Origin of the sequence: Bacillus sp. MHSD_36, assembly GCF_030757775.1 — a bacterium.
Classification (GTDB): Bacteria; Bacillota; Bacilli; order Bacillales; family Bacillaceae_G; genus Bacillus_A.
In genome coordinates this window covers 491,427-505,925 of sequence record NZ_JAVBIS010000004.1, presented here as the reverse complement: position 1 = coordinate 505,925, position 14,499 = coordinate 491,427, and the positions used below count along the sequence as shown (strand labels likewise).

At 37.5% G+C, this 14,499-nt stretch carries 18 protein-coding genes; 8 read left to right on the top strand and 10 right to left on the bottom strand.

The window, feature by feature from the left end:
- Position 1 precedes the first annotated feature (1 nt).
- The 3 genes from Q9B79_RS19695 to Q9B79_RS19685 all read right to left on the bottom strand — a co-directional run bounded on the left by Q9B79_RS19695 (position 2) and on the right by Q9B79_RS19685 (position 2,018).
- On the bottom strand, positions 2-766 hold the full coding sequence (locus tag Q9B79_RS19695) for a TIGR01457 family HAD-type hydrolase (RefSeq protein ID WP_306186834.1): 765 nt from the start codon (positions 764-766) through the stop codon (positions 2-4).
- Positions 767-873: 107 nt separating this feature from the next.
- A complete protein-coding gene (locus Q9B79_RS19690) occupies positions 874-1,506 on the bottom strand; it encodes a helix-turn-helix transcriptional regulator (RefSeq protein WP_229132278.1) in 633 nt (210 codons plus the stop codon).
- A 71-nt stretch (positions 1,507-1,577) separates the two neighbouring features.
- Positions 1,578-2,018 carry a DUF86 domain-containing protein gene (locus Q9B79_RS19685; protein ID WP_000274001.1) on the bottom strand — a complete coding sequence of 147 codons (441 nt, stop codon included), beginning with the start codon at positions 2,016-2,018 and terminating at the stop codon, positions 1,578-1,580.
- A gap of 147 nt (positions 2,019-2,165) precedes the next feature.
- Here Q9B79_RS19685 and glpX point away from each other — a divergent pair, with 147 nt between their 5' ends.
- The 3 genes from glpX to Q9B79_RS19670 all read left to right on the top strand — a co-directional run bounded on the left by glpX (position 2,166) and on the right by Q9B79_RS19670 (position 4,741).
- Positions 2,166-3,137: a class II fructose-bisphosphatase gene (glpX, locus tag Q9B79_RS19680; protein WP_306186829.1), complete on the top strand. Its 972-nt coding sequence runs from the start codon at positions 2,166-2,168 to the stop codon at positions 3,135-3,137.
- Between the two features lie 16 nt (positions 3,138-3,153).
- Positions 3,154-3,420: a DUF3055 domain-containing protein gene (locus tag Q9B79_RS19675; RefSeq protein ID WP_000392610.1), complete on the top strand. Its 267-nt coding sequence runs from the start codon at positions 3,154-3,156 to the stop codon at positions 3,418-3,420.
- A gap of 241 nt (positions 3,421-3,661) precedes the next feature.
- On the top strand, positions 3,662-4,741 hold the full coding sequence (locus tag Q9B79_RS19670) for a transposase (protein WP_306186826.1): 1,080 nt from the start codon (positions 3,662-3,664) through the stop codon (positions 4,739-4,741).
- Between the two features lie 292 nt (positions 4,742-5,033).
- Here the strand turns inward: Q9B79_RS19670 and Q9B79_RS19665 are convergent, their stop codons facing one another.
- Complete coding sequence (locus Q9B79_RS19665) at positions 5,034-5,336, bottom strand: YutD family protein (protein WP_000435943.1); 303 nt, start codon at positions 5,334-5,336, stop codon at positions 5,034-5,036.
- Between the two features lie 118 nt (positions 5,337-5,454).
- On the opposite strand from Q9B79_RS19665, the gene Q9B79_RS19660 reads away from it, so the two are divergent.
- Complete coding sequence (locus Q9B79_RS19660; protein ID WP_306186823.1) at positions 5,455-6,033, top strand: YhcN/YlaJ family sporulation lipoprotein; 579 nt, start codon at positions 5,455-5,457, stop codon at positions 6,031-6,033.
- Between the two features lie 37 nt (positions 6,034-6,070).
- Here the strand turns inward: Q9B79_RS19660 and Q9B79_RS19655 are convergent, their stop codons facing one another.
- A complete protein-coding gene (locus tag Q9B79_RS19655; protein ID WP_306186821.1) occupies positions 6,071-6,802 on the bottom strand; it encodes a MerR family transcriptional regulator in 732 nt (243 codons plus the stop codon).
- Positions 6,803-6,902: 100 nt separating this feature from the next.
- Here Q9B79_RS19655 and Q9B79_RS19650 point away from each other — a divergent pair, with 100 nt between their 5' ends.
- Positions 6,903-7,718, top strand: coding sequence for a YhfC family intramembrane metalloprotease (locus Q9B79_RS19650; protein ID WP_306186946.1), 816 nt, complete (start codon positions 6,903-6,905; stop codon positions 7,716-7,718).
- A 22-nt stretch (positions 7,719-7,740) separates the two neighbouring features.
- Here Q9B79_RS19650 and Q9B79_RS19645 read toward each other — a convergent pair whose 3' ends face one another.
- Complete coding sequence (locus Q9B79_RS19645) at positions 7,741-8,184, bottom strand: hypothetical protein (RefSeq protein WP_306186819.1); 444 nt, start codon at positions 8,182-8,184, stop codon at positions 7,741-7,743.
- 133 nt (positions 8,185-8,317) lie between these two features.
- On the opposite strand from Q9B79_RS19645, the gene Q9B79_RS19640 reads away from it, so the two are divergent.
- Together Q9B79_RS19640 and Q9B79_RS19635 are read left to right on the top strand one after the other, a co-directional pair.
- Positions 8,318-8,872 carry a histidine phosphatase family protein gene (locus tag Q9B79_RS19640; protein WP_306186817.1) on the top strand — a complete coding sequence of 185 codons (555 nt, stop codon included), beginning with the start codon at positions 8,318-8,320 and terminating at the stop codon, positions 8,870-8,872.
- 74 nt (positions 8,873-8,946) lie between these two features.
- Positions 8,947-9,426: a YbaK/EbsC family protein gene (locus Q9B79_RS19635; RefSeq protein WP_306186815.1), complete on the top strand. Its 480-nt coding sequence runs from the start codon at positions 8,947-8,949 to the stop codon at positions 9,424-9,426.
- A 20-nt stretch (positions 9,427-9,446) separates the two neighbouring features.
- Here Q9B79_RS19635 and lipA read toward each other — a convergent pair whose 3' ends face one another.
- Positions 9,447-10,343 (bottom strand): lipoyl synthase, encoded by an 897-nt coding sequence (lipA, locus tag Q9B79_RS19630; protein ID WP_000166370.1) that lies wholly within the window; start codon positions 10,341-10,343, stop codon positions 9,447-9,449.
- Between the two features lie 189 nt (positions 10,344-10,532).
- On the opposite strand from lipA, the gene Q9B79_RS19625 reads away from it, so the two are divergent.
- Positions 10,533-11,516 carry a M23 family metallopeptidase gene (locus Q9B79_RS19625; protein ID WP_306186811.1) on the top strand — a complete coding sequence of 328 codons (984 nt, stop codon included), beginning with the start codon at positions 10,533-10,535 and terminating at the stop codon, positions 11,514-11,516.
- Positions 11,517-11,551: 35 nt separating this feature from the next.
- Here Q9B79_RS19625 and yunB read toward each other — a convergent pair whose 3' ends face one another.
- From yunB to Q9B79_RS19610, 3 genes are all read right to left on the bottom strand, one after another.
- Positions 11,552-12,283 carry a sporulation protein YunB gene (gene yunB, locus Q9B79_RS19620; RefSeq protein WP_306186809.1) on the bottom strand — a complete coding sequence of 244 codons (732 nt, stop codon included), beginning with the start codon at positions 12,281-12,283 and terminating at the stop codon, positions 11,552-11,554.
- Between the two features lie 54 nt (positions 12,284-12,337).
- Positions 12,338-12,640, bottom strand: a complete 303-nt coding sequence (locus Q9B79_RS19615) for a YunC family protein (RefSeq protein ID WP_000248463.1) — start codon at positions 12,638-12,640, stop codon at positions 12,338-12,340.
- Between the two features lie 65 nt (positions 12,641-12,705).
- The gene (locus Q9B79_RS19610) at positions 12,706-14,097 is read right to left on the bottom strand and encodes a bifunctional metallophosphatase/5'-nucleotidase (protein ID WP_306186943.1); all 1,392 of its coding nucleotides are present in this window, start codon (positions 14,095-14,097) and stop codon (positions 12,706-12,708) included.
- Positions 14,098-14,499: the final 402 nt, after the last annotated feature.

Genomic DNA, 14,499 nt, shown 5'->3' with positions numbered 1-14,499 from the left:
ATTACATCTTCTCAATCCACTCCGTCAAGTTATGCACAACTTGCGTTGGTTGTACTTCATATTCTGTTAACTTCTCCACAGTTGTGACTCCAGTGTGGACAAGAAGGGTATGCATACCAGCATTTATTCCTGCTAAAATGTCTGTATCGTAGTTATCCCCAACCATTAATGCTTCATTTTTTTCTATGCCAAGTACTTTTAAAGCTTGTTCCATAATGATTGATTCTGGTTTTCCGATGAAGATTGGATCCACACCTGTTGATACTGTTACAACTGATGTTAATGAACCGTTACCTGGTAATAATCCGCGCTCAGTTGGAATGGCAATGTCTCCATTTGTAGAAATAAACGTTGCGCCGTTACGCACAGCAAGACAAGCTTTTGCTAATTTTTCATATGTGATGTCACGATCTAAACCAACAACAACGAAATCAGGATTTTCATCCACAAGTTCAAATCCTTTTTCCACAAGCGCATCATGTAAGCCTTCTTCACCAATCATATATACAGTTGCGTCTTGTTTACGTTCGTAAATGAAGTTTGCTGTCGCCATACTCGTTGTGAAAACTTGCTCTGCTTTCGCTGGAATATCGAAACGAACAAGTTTTTCTGCCACTTGTTCTGGTTTACGCGTTGAGTTATTCGTAACGAATAAATAAGGAATGCCGCGCTCTCCTAATGCTTTTACGAAGTCGCTCGCTTCTTCAATTTGTTCTTCTCCGCGATACATTGTACCGTCTAAGTCAATTAAGTAACCTTTATACATATTATGTCTCTCCTTCTATGCTAACGTTCTCACCTTATCATACCACTCTTATATTACCCGCTTTTCCAAAAGAAAAAAACGCTTTACCTTAAAGCGCCCCATAACGTTCATTTTTTCTCTTTTATTTGGTAAGAACAACTACAATCGCCCTCGCACATATTTGCTAACGTCTTTACATCTGCTCCTGCAAATAAACGCTTATACATCTCTTTTTCATCTTCGCATACTTGCGGGAATCTCTCTGCAATTTCCTTTAACGGACAGTTTTGTTTTTCAATTACGAAAGAGTTCTCTCCGTCTCTCTTAATTTGAACCATATAACCATTTTTCTCTTGCATAGCCGCTATCTCTTGCACTTTATATGCTAAATTCTTTTGGTTACTCACACGCTTTTGTAACTGTTCTTCCATACGCTTCGTTCTCTCTTTTAAAACGTAGCGAAGTATTTTTTCATCGCCCATTCGCGCTAAATCTTCTAGCATATCAATTGCGAATTGCTTATACTCTTTCGGGAATGTATCTTCTCCCTTTTCGCTTAATCCATACAAATAAGTTGGTCTTCCGACATGTTGCCTTACCATCTTGGAATAGATGAAACCATCCTTCTCAAGATTACTTAAATGTCTTCGAATCGCCATTTCTGTAATCTCTAAAACTTCAGCTAGTTCCGCTACCGTGTGCTCTCCCTTTACTTTCAACAACTGCACAATTTCATCTTTCGTCGTACGTGCTTCCCCCATGTTTCACCCTTCTCCCTCACATACAATATAAGACCCCCAAAAGGCATTCTTTGGGGATCTTATAAGCATAATTATTCTGGTACAAATGCAGATACAGGCCCTAATTCCTTCTCTAAATAACTGCGAATATTTGCTGGGTATTTTTCTACCACTGCAATATGTTTTTGAATCGTCTTATATAATTCATCATGATTCATTTGAATATAATCTTGCGTAAGCATTTTTCGAAGAAGGATAATTTCTTTCATTCCTTGTCCATCTTCTGCACTTATCACTCGCTCGTCCATTAAAATATCAATAATATCTTCATAGCTTCCTGGGTCGCGCATAATAAATCCATCGATCATCGCATTCCCTACATCTAATACACAATCAATAATAAGATGGGCTATGCGCTCTAATGCGTAAAATTCAAACTCGGTTTCATATATCTTTTTCTCTTGAAATGTACTTGTTGCTCGTTCTAAACATACTAGCATTTGTTCTATTTTCTTTCTGTCTACAAAATACATGAATGTCACCTACCTGGAAATTAAAGCATTTACATTTTAATTGTAACGCTTTCTTCTGAAAAAATCGACAATTTTTCGAATTCACCTTTTCTCCGTTATTTGTTATAGTTATATTTGTATGATTTTTGAAATTGGAGGAATGAAATCTTGGAACGTGAACTCGCACTAGAAATTGTCCGTGTAACAGAAGCAGCAGCATTAGCATCCGCACAGTGGATGGGCCGCGGAAAGAAGAACGAAGCAGATGATGCAGCAACTACAGCAATGCGTGATATGTTTGATTCAGTAAACATGGCAGGTACAGTTGTAATTGGTGAAGGAGAACTTGATGAAGCACCGATGCTGTATATTGATGAAGAACTAGGAACAGGTAACGGTCCAGAAGTAGACATCGCCGTTGACCCATTAGAAGGTACAAACATCGTTGCAAAAGGTCTTGCAAATGCAATGGCAGTTATCGCAATCGCAGATAAAGGAAACCTTCTTCATGCTCCTGATATGTACATGGAAAAAATCGCGGTTGGTCCAAAAGCAGCTGGTAAAATTAGCTTAGATGATCCAATTGAAAAAACAATTGAAATTGTAGCAGAAGCTAACAATAAAAAGATTCGTGATCTAACGGTTATCGTTCAAGAACGTGAACGTCATCAAGATATTATTGATCGTGTTCGTGCAAAAGGTGCACGCGTAAAATTATTTGGTGATGGTGATGTTGGTGCGTCAATCGCAACAGCACTACCTGGGACAGGTATCGACTTATTCGTAGGTATTGGCGGAGCTCCAGAAGGTGTTATTTCTGCAGCAGCATTAAAATGTCTTGAAGGTGAAATGCAAGCTCGCTTAGTTCCAATGAACGAAGAAGAAGAAGCTCGTTGTCGTGAAATGGGATTAGAAGACCCTCGTCAACTTCTTATGTTAGAAGATTTAGTATCTGGTGATGATGCAATCTTCTCAGCAACTGGTGTATCTGCTGGTGAATTATTAGACGGCGTGAAATTCCTAGGCGGAGATTTAGCTGAAACATATTCTATTGTAATGCGTTACAAAACAAGAACAGTACGATTCATTAAAACGCATCACCATTTAGATCATAAGCCACACTTAAACTTAGATATTTAATAAAGGAGCCATGTGTATGGAAGAACGTTTCTTTCTGTACGACGATACTGTCGCTACAAAAACGCGTTTCGTTAGCTTTATGGGAGAAAATGAGCGTCATGATTTAGCGCTTTTATACTCTGATCGTCATTACGGTAAAACAATTGTCCTTGATATGCAGCGCAATAAATTCGCAATCATCGGCACTGACGATTTAAACGAACCAGGCTACTTAGAGCATGCATTTTCTATGACTGAAGAAATTGCAGAAGAACTACGCTCATTTTTATTTGAACTTATATAATTTATTTTAGGCACCAGCTTTTTAGCTGGTGTTTTTCCATTATAAATATTTTCAATATTCAATTTAATATATTATAATTAAAAATAAATAGAAGGAACGCCAAAGTATAAGTAGTTTCTTCTGTCTTTTTCCTGTTGTAGTTTTCCGTAAATAAGTAATTGATAGAAGAACATTTCAACATGTTGCTAAAAACTTATCGAATAACCGATGCCGGAAATCCAAAAATAAGGGGATGAAACATATGTCACAGACCCTGACAGTGAAAGTGAAATTGATTCCAACAAAAGTACAAATTCGTTTATTGGAACAAAGTAGCCATGAATATATCAAAGTTATAAATACACTTGTATCAGAAATGGTTGAAGCAAAGAAAAGTACAAAGAAAAGCACAAAAGATATTAAAGCGAATATCCCAAGCGCGGTGAAGAATCAAGCGATTAAAGATGCGAAAAGTTTGTTTGCTACAAAAGTAAAGAAGAGCAATTATAAAACTATTCCGATTCTAAAGAAGCCTATTTGCGTATGGAACAATCAAAATTATTCCTTCGATTACAATCATACTTCTATCCCGTTAATGATAAATGGAAAGTCAACTCGTTTAAAGGTACGCGCTTTATTAGTCGATAAAAACAATCGCAATTTAAATTTGTTAAAACATAAGTTAGGCACACTTCGTATCACAAAGAAATCGAATAAGTGGATGGCCCAAATATCTGTCACACTTCCTACGAATGAAGGAGTAGGAACGAAAATTTTAGGGATAGACCTAGGCCTCAAGGTCCCTGCGGTAGCAATCACAGATGATGATAAGGTTCGTTTCTTTGGGAATGGTAGACAAAACAAATATAAGAAGCGTCAGTTTCGTAGTGTTCGTAAGAAGTTAAGAAAAGACAAAAAATTGAATGCCATTCAGCAATTAGATAATAAAGAGCAAAGATGGATGCAGGACAAAGATCATAAAATAAGTCGTAAAATTATTAATTTTGCGGTTGATAATCATATTTCTGTCATTCGATTAGAAAAACTAACGAATATAAGACAGACGGCAAGAACAAGCCGTAAAAACGAAAAAAACCTACACACTTGGTCATTCTATCGTTTATCACGATTTATTGCGTATAAAGCAATGCTAGCTGGTATTCAAGTTGAATATGTGAATCCATCTTATACAAGTCAAAGTTGTCCGCAATGTGCCGAAAAGAACAAGGCGCGAGATAGAAAATACAAGTGTCGATGTGGATTTAAGACACATCGTGATATCGTTGGGGCGATGAACATTCGCTACGCAACTGTGATTGATGGTAACAGTCAATCAGCCTAAGCACCTATATGGTCTGGTTTAGGAGGGGCAATGAGATGCCCTCATCTTGAAGACTGTTCAAAACAGAAATGGACTGCGAACGTTTAGTCATTCAAGAATCCCATCCTTCATTCCGCAAAGATTCAGGCTTGCGACTTTAATCCTGGGAGTCTCAAAAAGGAACGTAATGCATCTGTAGTATGATCATGTTTCCCGGCAGCAAATGAAACCAAATACAATACTTTCTGAAGGCGATCATATCTCGATTTGTTTATAATGCAAAAAATCCTCTTACAATCGTAAGAGGATTTTTTTACTTCTTCACTTTTCGTAATACGAAGTGTGCACAACCAAAGTTACAGTACTCGTATAAATACTCCGTTAACGTACTAATTTTCGTATCATATGTCGCACGCTGGTTACTATCATCAAAGAATCCGCGCAATCTAAGTTGCTCATAACCCCAGTCCCCAACGATGTAATCATATTTATTTAAAATTTCTGCATAGCGCTCTTTAAATGCTTCTTCACTAAAACCGTCACGAAAGTTTTTAATTACTTCGTACTGAACATTATTAATGCTCACCGTAGCATGAATCTCTTGCTTTTGCTCCATCATTAACTTCCTCTCTAAGCATTCTTCTTTTTATCGTATCACAAAGCATACCAACCAACAATTTCAAATACAAAAAATTGAAAATTAGTGCATGCTATGGAGAAGGAGGTGATACATCGTGAAAAAACAAATTATACTTTCTCTTCTCACTCTTTCCTTATTTGCAGGCTGCCAATCAACGAATAAAGCCGAAATGGAACGTGAAGAAGGAAGTCGTGTTCTTGTTTCCAATAAAAACGACATGTATCATACGGAAAATACAAATACACGACTTACAAGAGTCGGCTATTCATCTAAACAAAAGCATGAAGTATCTAACAAACAAGTAGGGGCCATTAACCGTGAGAAAGTCGCTGAAATGATTACAAGTATGACAGTCAAACTTCCTGACGTTACAAACGCTGCTACACTCGTTACCGATGATGAAGTATTTGTTGTATACCGTGCAAACACAACGGATCCAAAACTCGTAGCGGATCAAGTATATAGAGCTGCGTTATCCATCGTCCCTCGCTATTATAAAGCATATGTATCAACAGACCAAAAGTTGATTTCTCAAATTCAAGGCCTGCAATCTGGCGCATTAAATGATACAGAATATACACAGAGCCTTGATATGTTAAAGCGTGAAATGAGTAAAAATCCTCATTTGAATAATACAGAGAGTCAAACTTTAAATGATATGATAAAAAAATAAAGAAGGTGGAGAAAATCTCCACCTTCTTTATTTTTGACTATTTCTTACGATCCGCATAAACCGCCATCGCATCACACATAAACTGCGCTAATCCCTCACCAAACTTATCGATATTTTTCGTGAAGCGCTCATCAGCGACGTACATTTGACCGAGTCCTTTAAAAGCATTGAATGAATACTCACCGAAGTTTTGCAAGTAATCGTACCATACTCCGATTGCTTTCTGTGCTTCTTCAGAATCTGGTGCGCCGTGTCTAAGCGCCGCTAAATTTCTGTAAATCGTATTAAACTCTTCTTGATTGTTTTTTGACATACCTTTCGCATATTCATTCGCTTTATCTACAGCTGCGTCTCCCCATCTTTCACGCGCTTCTTCTTCGTACGGATTATGGCTGAAATCGAAGCCTTCAAATTTTTCTTTATTCGTCATTTCAATCTCTCCTTTTGTATGCTGAATTGTTTTATCAATCGTCGCGATCACTTTGTCTAACCTAGCACGCTTTTCAAGAAGCATTTTCTTATGAAGCTGTAGCGCTTCTTCTCGGTCAAATGATGGACTCATGATAATTTCTTTAATTTTCTTCAAAGGGAAGCCTAGTTCTTTAAAAAACAAAATTTGCTGCAATGTCTCTAAATTTTCATTGGAATACAGACGATATCCAGACTCTGTCGTCTCGTCTGGGGTTAACAACCCAATTTCATCGTAATGATGCAGTGTGCGCACACTAATTCCAACTAAATTAGCTACTTCTTTTACCTTCATTGTCATGTGTATCTCCCCCTTAATACATACGATAAAGTATGACGCAACGTTAGAGTCAATAAGTAAATTCATTTTTTTGTTAAAAGTTTCATCTCTACTATATTTCATGCATAATAGATATGTACATATATTAGAAAGCGGTGAAAGTATGGTTTCAAGTACAGTAATTGCCAGTATCACAATTCAACTTGTGCTTTCGATTCTGGTACCTATTATTGCGTTTGTTTATTTTCGTAAAAAATATCATATTAATTGGAAAGTAGTCGGCGTCGGTGTTCTTATTTTTATTGGGTTTACTCAAATTCTCGAGACACCGTTCCACCTATTTATGCGCGGAAATCCAGCAATCGCTCCAATTTTAGAAAATCCATTTGTCTTTGCACTTTATGGCGGACTAACCGCTGGTATTTTTGAAGAATTAGGACGTTTCGTTGCCTTCTTCTTCCTACTAAAAAAATATCAAGAATATAAAGATGGTTTTGCTTACGGAATAGGTCATGGGGGGATTGAATCCATTTTAGTCGGCGGATTCTCGGCATTACAGGCACTTATATTCGCAAATGCTATTAACAACGGTAGCTTCGCTCAAATGGCAGAAAAACTACCACAATTAAATGTTGTAAAGGATATGTTAATAGAACAACCTGCTTATTTATACTTCCTTGGTAGCTTGGAAAGAATGATGGCTCTTGTGTTGCAAATTGCCTTTACGATGCTTGTTTTATACGCAGTAAAACAGAAGAAGTATATCTTCCTTGTGTACGCTATACTATTCCACGCACTTGTAGACTTCTTCGCGGCACTTTATCAAACGAAAACAATCAACATCTTTGTTGCCGAAGGAATTACCCTTCTCTTCACAATTGGTGCTGTCATTCTTATTCGTAAAATGAAAGAAAAGTTAATGAATGTGCCGGAATAAAAATAACCCGCCAATTGGCGGGTTATTTTTTATATGGATTGTCATAATGATGATAACTTTTTTCTCCTTGCAGCTCCCTCTTCGTTTCTGCATCTATAACGATGTACTTATGAAACTCTTCTACTTCATTTTGAGTAAAGGAAGCAAAGAAGTATACTTGGCGATCAGGATGAACGAAAGAACCGTCCATCTTCATTTTATTGTGACAGTCGGCATTTGTTTTTTGCCTAAAAATAAATTCCTCATCAGCCACTTCTTTAAATGAAACTTTTTTACGAACACTATACGCTGCATTTTCATATTCTTTATAAATTTTCTTATCTAACTGTTCGTAAAACACATCCTCACTAACAAGTAGCTTATTCCGATTACTTGGATACTCTAACTTTTGATTGGACTCTGCATATGTTGTGGACAATTGCATAAGAAAACAAATCATGAATACGATACATATCAATTTTTTCATTACTGCACCTCAAATGTTCATTATCCACATTACTTTTCCACATATTTAAATCATCATGCCGTTTCCAGTAAAAAGGAATTTTTTCCACTTTTGTCGAAGTATATAGCGTCAACTTGAAAGATGGGGATGAATTATGAAGAAATTGATTGTCATACGACATTGTTCAGCAACTGGCCAAGAACGTGGTGCCGAATTAACGATTGCAGGAAAAAATCAAGCAAACATTCTTGCTACATTCCTCTTAGAAAACCAACCACAAATAGATCATATTATTTCAAGCCCATTTGTGCGAGCTATCGATTCTATTCGGCCTTATGCACTCCAAGCTAATTTGTCTATCCGAGAAGATGAACGATTAGCTGAACGCACATTAAGCGACGTTCCAATGGACGATTGGATGCAGAAACTAGAATTTACTTTTACAAATATAGATATTGCCTTTTCAGGCGGAGAGTCGACAAAACAAGCAACGAACCGTGCTATATCGCTTATCCAAGACGTTTTAACATTAAACTATACTACAACACTACTCGTTACACATGGAAACTTACTTACGCTCATTTTAAAGCACTTTGATCATACGATCGGCTTTCATGAATGGAGAGCTTTAACGAATCCTGATGTTTATGAAATTATAATCGATGAACAATGTACTATAAAACGATTATGGGAAGCACCATCCAAGTAATATCTCTTTCCAACACATTCAGTTGACGCCACGAGAAGAAACTGCACTAACAATAGAAAGGGGTATCACTCCATATGTACGAAGATGTACTTGCTTTACTACATAAAACAAATGCTTCTTATGAAAAATTTGAACACGAACCGGTACTCGATTATGAGACAGATCGGATCGTACGTGAAAGGCTTGGCTTACAAGGTACTCCCAGTAAAAGCTTATTCTTGAAATCAAAATCCGGAAATTATTACGTATTTTTTACGTTAGAAGGAACTCGGTTAAACCGGGAAGAAATGAAAGAAATAACGGGAGAACGCTTATCTCTCTGTTCACCTAATGAACTAAGGGAAGAGACTGGTTGTACACCGGGATGTGTAGCTCCTTTCGGTTATTCACAACATGTAACAATTATTGTGGATAGCGCTATTTATACGTACAATAAAATTTTAATTACACCTGGTGTACCTGAATTTACAATTGAATTATCCACAGAAGAATTAAAAAAGATTTTATTAACATGTTCAAATACTGTTTTAGAGCATAAACAAAAAGAGAGCTAATCATTAGCTCTCTTTTTTCATTATTTTGCTTCTGCTGTGTTTTCTTTTGCAGAACGAACTTGCTCGTCCGCATGGTAAGAAGAACGCACAAGTGGACCAGCTTCACAGTGGCTAAAGCCCTTGCTAAGTGCAATTTCTTTAAGCTCTGCAAATTCTGCTGGTGGGTAATATTTAAGAACTGGTAAATGCTTCTTAGATGGTTGTAGGTATTGTCCAAGAGTTAGAATATCCACATTGTTTGCACGTAAATCATCCATTGCTTCAATTAAATCTTCTCTCGTTTCACCTAAGCCCACCATAATGCTCGATTTAGTTGGAATATCAGGCTGCATTTCTTTTGCTCGACGTAAAAACTCTAATGAACGATCATATTTTGCTCTAGCGCGAACTCGGTCAGATAATCGACGTACTGTTTCAATGTTATGGTTTAAAATATCTGGTTTTGCATCCATTAACATTTTTAAGTTTTCTTCTACTCCACCCATATCAGATGGTAATACTTCGATTGACGTAAATGGATTTTTACGACGTACAGCGCGTACTGTTTCAGCAAAAACAGCTGCTCCCCCATCTTTTAAATCATCACGTGCAACCGCTGTTATAACAACGTGCTTTAAGCCCATTTGTACTACAGAATCTGCTACGCGTTCTGGCTCTTGTAAATCAAGCTCAGTTGGTAAGCCTGTTTTAACCGCACAGAAACGACAAGCACGTGTACATACTGCACCTAAAATCATAAATGTTGCTGTTTTTCTTACAGCCCAGCATTCATGAATATTCGGACATTTTGCTTCTTCACAAACTGTATGAAGATTTTTAGAACGCATCATTTTCTTTAAGCCTGTATAGTTTTCATTCGTGTTTAACTTAATTTTCAACCATTCGGGCTTGCGCTTATATTCTGTTTGTTTTGTCATGGTTATCAACTCCGCACAATATGAAATAGTTTACCGTGTTCGCTTCTTTCAATGTAACATATCTATTCTAACGTATGAAAGCGATTTGCTCAAATGAAGATTCTAAGATTTTTTCCAATCGTTCCCTATAATGAAATACTCCGTATATCCCACACTAAAAAGAGTGATGATGTGAAAGGAGTCTATTTCATGCTTCGAAAAATTTCTATTTTGCTTTCGATTTGCTTTCTTCTCCACCAAAACATCGCTTACGGTGAAGATAATCAGCAAAGCATATACGAAAAGCGCATGGCACTATATAAAGAAACCGAACAATCTTCAGGCATTCCGTGGTATTACTTAGCTGCAATGGATCAATACGAAAGAAATATACGGAGCGTAAGAAAAGATATTCCGAAAAAACCAGATGCCATCATTTCCCTTTATTTCAAACCAGAAATATGGGCTGGACCTGTTAATGGTAACGACACTCTTCCCCATACCATTTCTTTATTTGGCGGGTTAGGTTTAGATGGTGACAAAGATGGATTTGCAAATGCAAATAACGACCGTGATCTTTTGCATACAGCAGCAACGATTTTAAAGAAACAAGGAACGTCCGAAGATCGTATTCATATTATGCTTTGGGAATATTATAGACGTGCGAAAACAGTTGAATTAATTACCGAATACGCCCAAATTTATAAACATTACGGACGTATTAATTTAGAAGGAAATGCTTTCCCTCTTCCGATTCGTAGTGACCATAGTTATCGTAGTACTTTCGGCGCTGGAAGAAGTTTTGGGGGAAGGAGAGTTCATGAAGGAACCGATATTTTTGCAGGCTATGGCGTACCAGTAAGGTCTACTTGCTATGGCATCATTGAAACAAAAGGCTGGAATCGCCTTGGCGGATGGCGCATTGGTATTCGCGACCTTCATAATAATTATCATTATTACGCTCATTTAGGCGGATTCTCAAAAGAAATACAGCTCGGACAAATTGTCGAGCCTGGAAAAGTAATCGGATTTGTTGGTAGCACCGGTTACGGTCCTCCCGGCACAGCTGGAAAATTCCCGCCCCACTTACATTTCGGCATGTATAAAGACAATGGCTACACAGAATGGGCTTTCGATCCATACATGCATTTAAGTCTTTGGGAGCGAAAAGAACGCGCGAATACAAAACGATAACCGTAGCACATTGCTACGGTTATTTTTTATTTATGCTAACTATCCGTTTTCTTTTTATCAGGTACAGCGACACTCCCGCTTCCATAATACGTAGGCACTTCCCCTTGAACGATACGCGTTGCAATCGGAACATCTTGTTTTACCTTTATTTCTTTCGTATGAAAGGGAATAACCACTTGCAACGTGACTTCCATTTCCATAATAATTTGAATCGCTGTCGTATTGATCCCGTGCGGTTCAATTTTTTGTTTAATATCCGTATTCACATGACCAATCGTCGTGAAATCAATTGGAATATCTGGTCCTATATTTCCAAGAAGCGCATTATTTGTTACACGACCAAAAGGAACTGCCATCATTGCCCCATTTTTTTCAGAAATACCTATTCCCTTCAAATTCCCTTGTTCTACTTGCTGTAAATATTTTTCTATGTATGTGGTCGTTGACGTTACGATTTCATTTACTTGTTTCGTATTTAAATTAATTGTAGATACTTTCCCGTTTTTATCATTTTGTACTTTCATTAATGAATCGACATCGAATCCTTCATCGATTCTATCTTTTAGCGCCTTCGTCATAACCGCTTTCGCCATTTTATGTGTCTCTACTTCTCCATATTTCATTAATGTCGGCTGAATGCTGCTATTCACAATCCATAATCCTTGCACCAGTAATATGACAAAAAGAATAAATGACATAAGCAGTATGTGCCGAAAGGAAATAGGCCCCCTTCGAAACCGCGAATTTTTCGAACGAAATATACTCATAAAAAACCCTCCTTCTTATATCATTTCTATGCAAGAAGGAGGGACGATATATGCTTATCTCATTTTTAATAATGCTTCTTTTCCGATTGTGCCAGCCGTAATACCTAAAGCTTCAGCTTCAATCGTTACTGATTCTAGCGGTGCTTCAAGAAGTTGTTCAATCGTTCTTACACCAACCGCACGGCCAGCAATAATACCTCGATCCCCTAACTTCTCATTTAAAAGACCTACATCTAATGCACCGCACATAATATATCCTTTATCGCTCATTACAGCTAGCAAATTTGTCTTTGGAAGTTTGACGCTAACCGCAATAAACGTATAATTATCGATTATAATTGGCTCCACATTAACCATAGTTCACACTCCTCTCTTTCTTATCTGTATGACAAGAGAAAAATGAGTGTTACAAGTTAACTAGCCTATAGTTTGACGGAAGATGTATGAGTTATTAACATGTCTGTTAACACATCTCTAAGTAGTTCTGGCATATAATATTGTTTGTCAGAAAGTGTGGATAGCTCTGGGTATAAGTAGCCGAATGTAAACATATCAATCGTTCCTACTGTATATATGCGATCTAATTCTAGCGATTCCCCGTTAATTAATACATCTTCGAGTAAAATTTTATTTCCAGGAATCGTATCTGGAATAACTTCCACACCAGCGTAAATCATTTTCCCCATCACTTTCCCGCGAAATCCGAATCCTTTTACCTCAAGGTTCTCCATATTCGGGCGACGTGCTTTTAAAATAACTTCTCGTAGCGTTTTTCCCGGCACTTTTAATAAACATGGATTAATGGGATGTGGACAAATTCTGTGAATATCTCCGCGCTTTACAACACCTTCTTCTAATCCTTCAAGAAGTACACCCGCGTTCACCATTCCAATCTCTGCACCGCACCACGTTTTCAGCGCATTTGCTAGCATGTGCGAAAATGCTGTCTCCTGAAACCAATTAACTGGTAATGATTCCTTTAAATGAACAACAGGCTCTGCCATAATCTGTTTACTTTCTTCTTGCAGCAATTCAATTGTGGATAACGGTTTGCTATAAGCACCTAAACGTTCTGTCTTAATCGCTCTACCGTCCTTTTTCAACAGCTTCTTCGCCTCTTTATCCACAGTAAGCTGAACGTGCCCAACGTAACGTCCCCACTTTTCACAACAGCAAAGTAACGTATTATTCATAAGAACGCCTCGCTCAAATAAATGATGCGTATGTGCCCCTAAAATAACATCTACATCATAATGCTCCGCCATATACTCATCCATACTTTTTCCAAGGTGAGAAAGGACAACCGTTATATGAGCCTCATCTCTCACTTCTTCTAAAATAGACTCTAAATGTTCGATTGGATCTTCAATATGCCAATCTAACATTTGATAAAACTCTGGATACGCAACCGTTAACCCGATAAAAGCAATCGTAATCCCATCTGTCGTTGTATGTAATTTATAAGGCTTTGCCCACTCCGGACGTACACCTTCTTTTTCAAATAAATTCGCGACAAGCACCTCAAATCCAGCATCATCATATAGACGATTCAAATGCTCCTTCGCTAACGTAATTCCTTCATTATTTCCGATCGTTACATAATCATATAACGCCTCATTCAAAAGCTTCGTATTGCCAAGTCCATTCGTCGCTTCCGAAATACTATGAAAACGATCCACATGATCGCCGATATCAACCGTCAAAACGGTCTCTCCCGCTTCCTGTCTTCGCTTTTTCTCTCCTTGTACAAACCGAGAAATTTGCGGCCAATTTTCAAAGTGACTATGTATATCGTTTGTATGATAAAGGTGGATGATTGTTTCTTTATTTATATTCAGAGAAAAAACCTCCTCTCAGTTCCTTACTGCCATTTACGCTATGCGTACGCAATAATCCTGTAAATACTTTTCGTCTTTTCTTGCTATTTTACATTGTACTCGCATTATGGGAAAAAGCAAAAGATTGCCCTTTTTATATGAGAAACTTTATTTTTCTAGTTTGTGGATTAGTTGGTAAAGCGGGGATTTGTGAGAATTTTTTTTGAGTGGTTTTGCGAGTATTTTGGTGGATTTCCCCCATGGGTCTGTCAGTATCTTAGCATCAACTACTTCAATTCGGCGCTTTATGAATAAGTGCTCCTCTTTCCTCTAAATATTGAGGGGTATATGCCCAGTTCTGCTATGTCGTAATTTGTTGATAAGTCGATATTCCTTGTC

Bases quoted from the DNA above. Each gene is read 5' to 3' on its own strand.
- Q9B79_RS19695 (WP_306186834.1), bottom strand. From the start codon at position 766: ATGTATAAAGGTTACTTAATTGACTTAGACGGTACAATGTATCGCGGA.
- Q9B79_RS19690 (WP_229132278.1), bottom strand. From the start codon at position 1,506: ATGGGGGAAGCACGTACGACGAAAGATGAAATTGTGCAGTTGTTGAAA.
- Q9B79_RS19685 (WP_000274001.1), bottom strand. From the start codon at position 2,018: ATGTATTTTGTAGACAGAAAGAAAATAGAACAAATGCTAGTATGTTTA.
- Q9B79_RS19675 (WP_000392610.1), top strand. From the start codon at position 3,154: ATGGAAGAACGTTTCTTTCTGTACGACGATACTGTCGCTACAAAAACG.
- Q9B79_RS19670 (WP_306186826.1), top strand. From the start codon at position 3,662: ATGTCACAGACCCTGACAGTGAAAGTGAAATTGATTCCAACAAAAGTA.
- Q9B79_RS19665 (WP_000435943.1), bottom strand. From the start codon at position 5,336: ATGGAGCAAAAGCAAGAGATTCATGCTACGGTGAGCATTAATAATGTT.
- Q9B79_RS19655 (WP_306186821.1), bottom strand. From the start codon at position 6,802: ATGACAATGAAGGTAAAAGAAGTAGCTAATTTAGTTGGAATTAGTGTG.
- Q9B79_RS19650 (WP_306186946.1), top strand. From the start codon at position 6,903: ATGCATAATAGATATGTACATATATTAGAAAGCGGTGAAAGTATGGTT.
- Q9B79_RS19645 (WP_306186819.1), bottom strand. From the start codon at position 8,184: ATGAAAAAATTGATATGTATCGTATTCATGATTTGTTTTCTTATGCAA.
- Q9B79_RS19640 (WP_306186817.1), top strand. From the start codon at position 8,318: ATGAAGAAATTGATTGTCATACGACATTGTTCAGCAACTGGCCAAGAA.
- Q9B79_RS19635 (WP_306186815.1), top strand. From the start codon at position 8,947: ATGTACGAAGATGTACTTGCTTTACTACATAAAACAAATGCTTCTTAT.
- lipA (WP_000166370.1), bottom strand. From the start codon at position 10,343: ATGACAAAACAAACAGAATATAAGCGCAAGCCCGAATGGTTGAAAATT.
- Q9B79_RS19625 (WP_306186811.1), top strand. From the start codon at position 10,533: ATGCTTCGAAAAATTTCTATTTTGCTTTCGATTTGCTTTCTTCTCCAC.
- yunB (WP_306186809.1), bottom strand. From the start codon at position 12,283: ATGAGTATATTTCGTTCGAAAAATTCGCGGTTTCGAAGGGGGCCTATT.
- Q9B79_RS19615 (WP_000248463.1), bottom strand. From the start codon at position 12,640: ATGGTTAATGTGGAGCCAATTATAATCGATAATTATACGTTTATTGCG.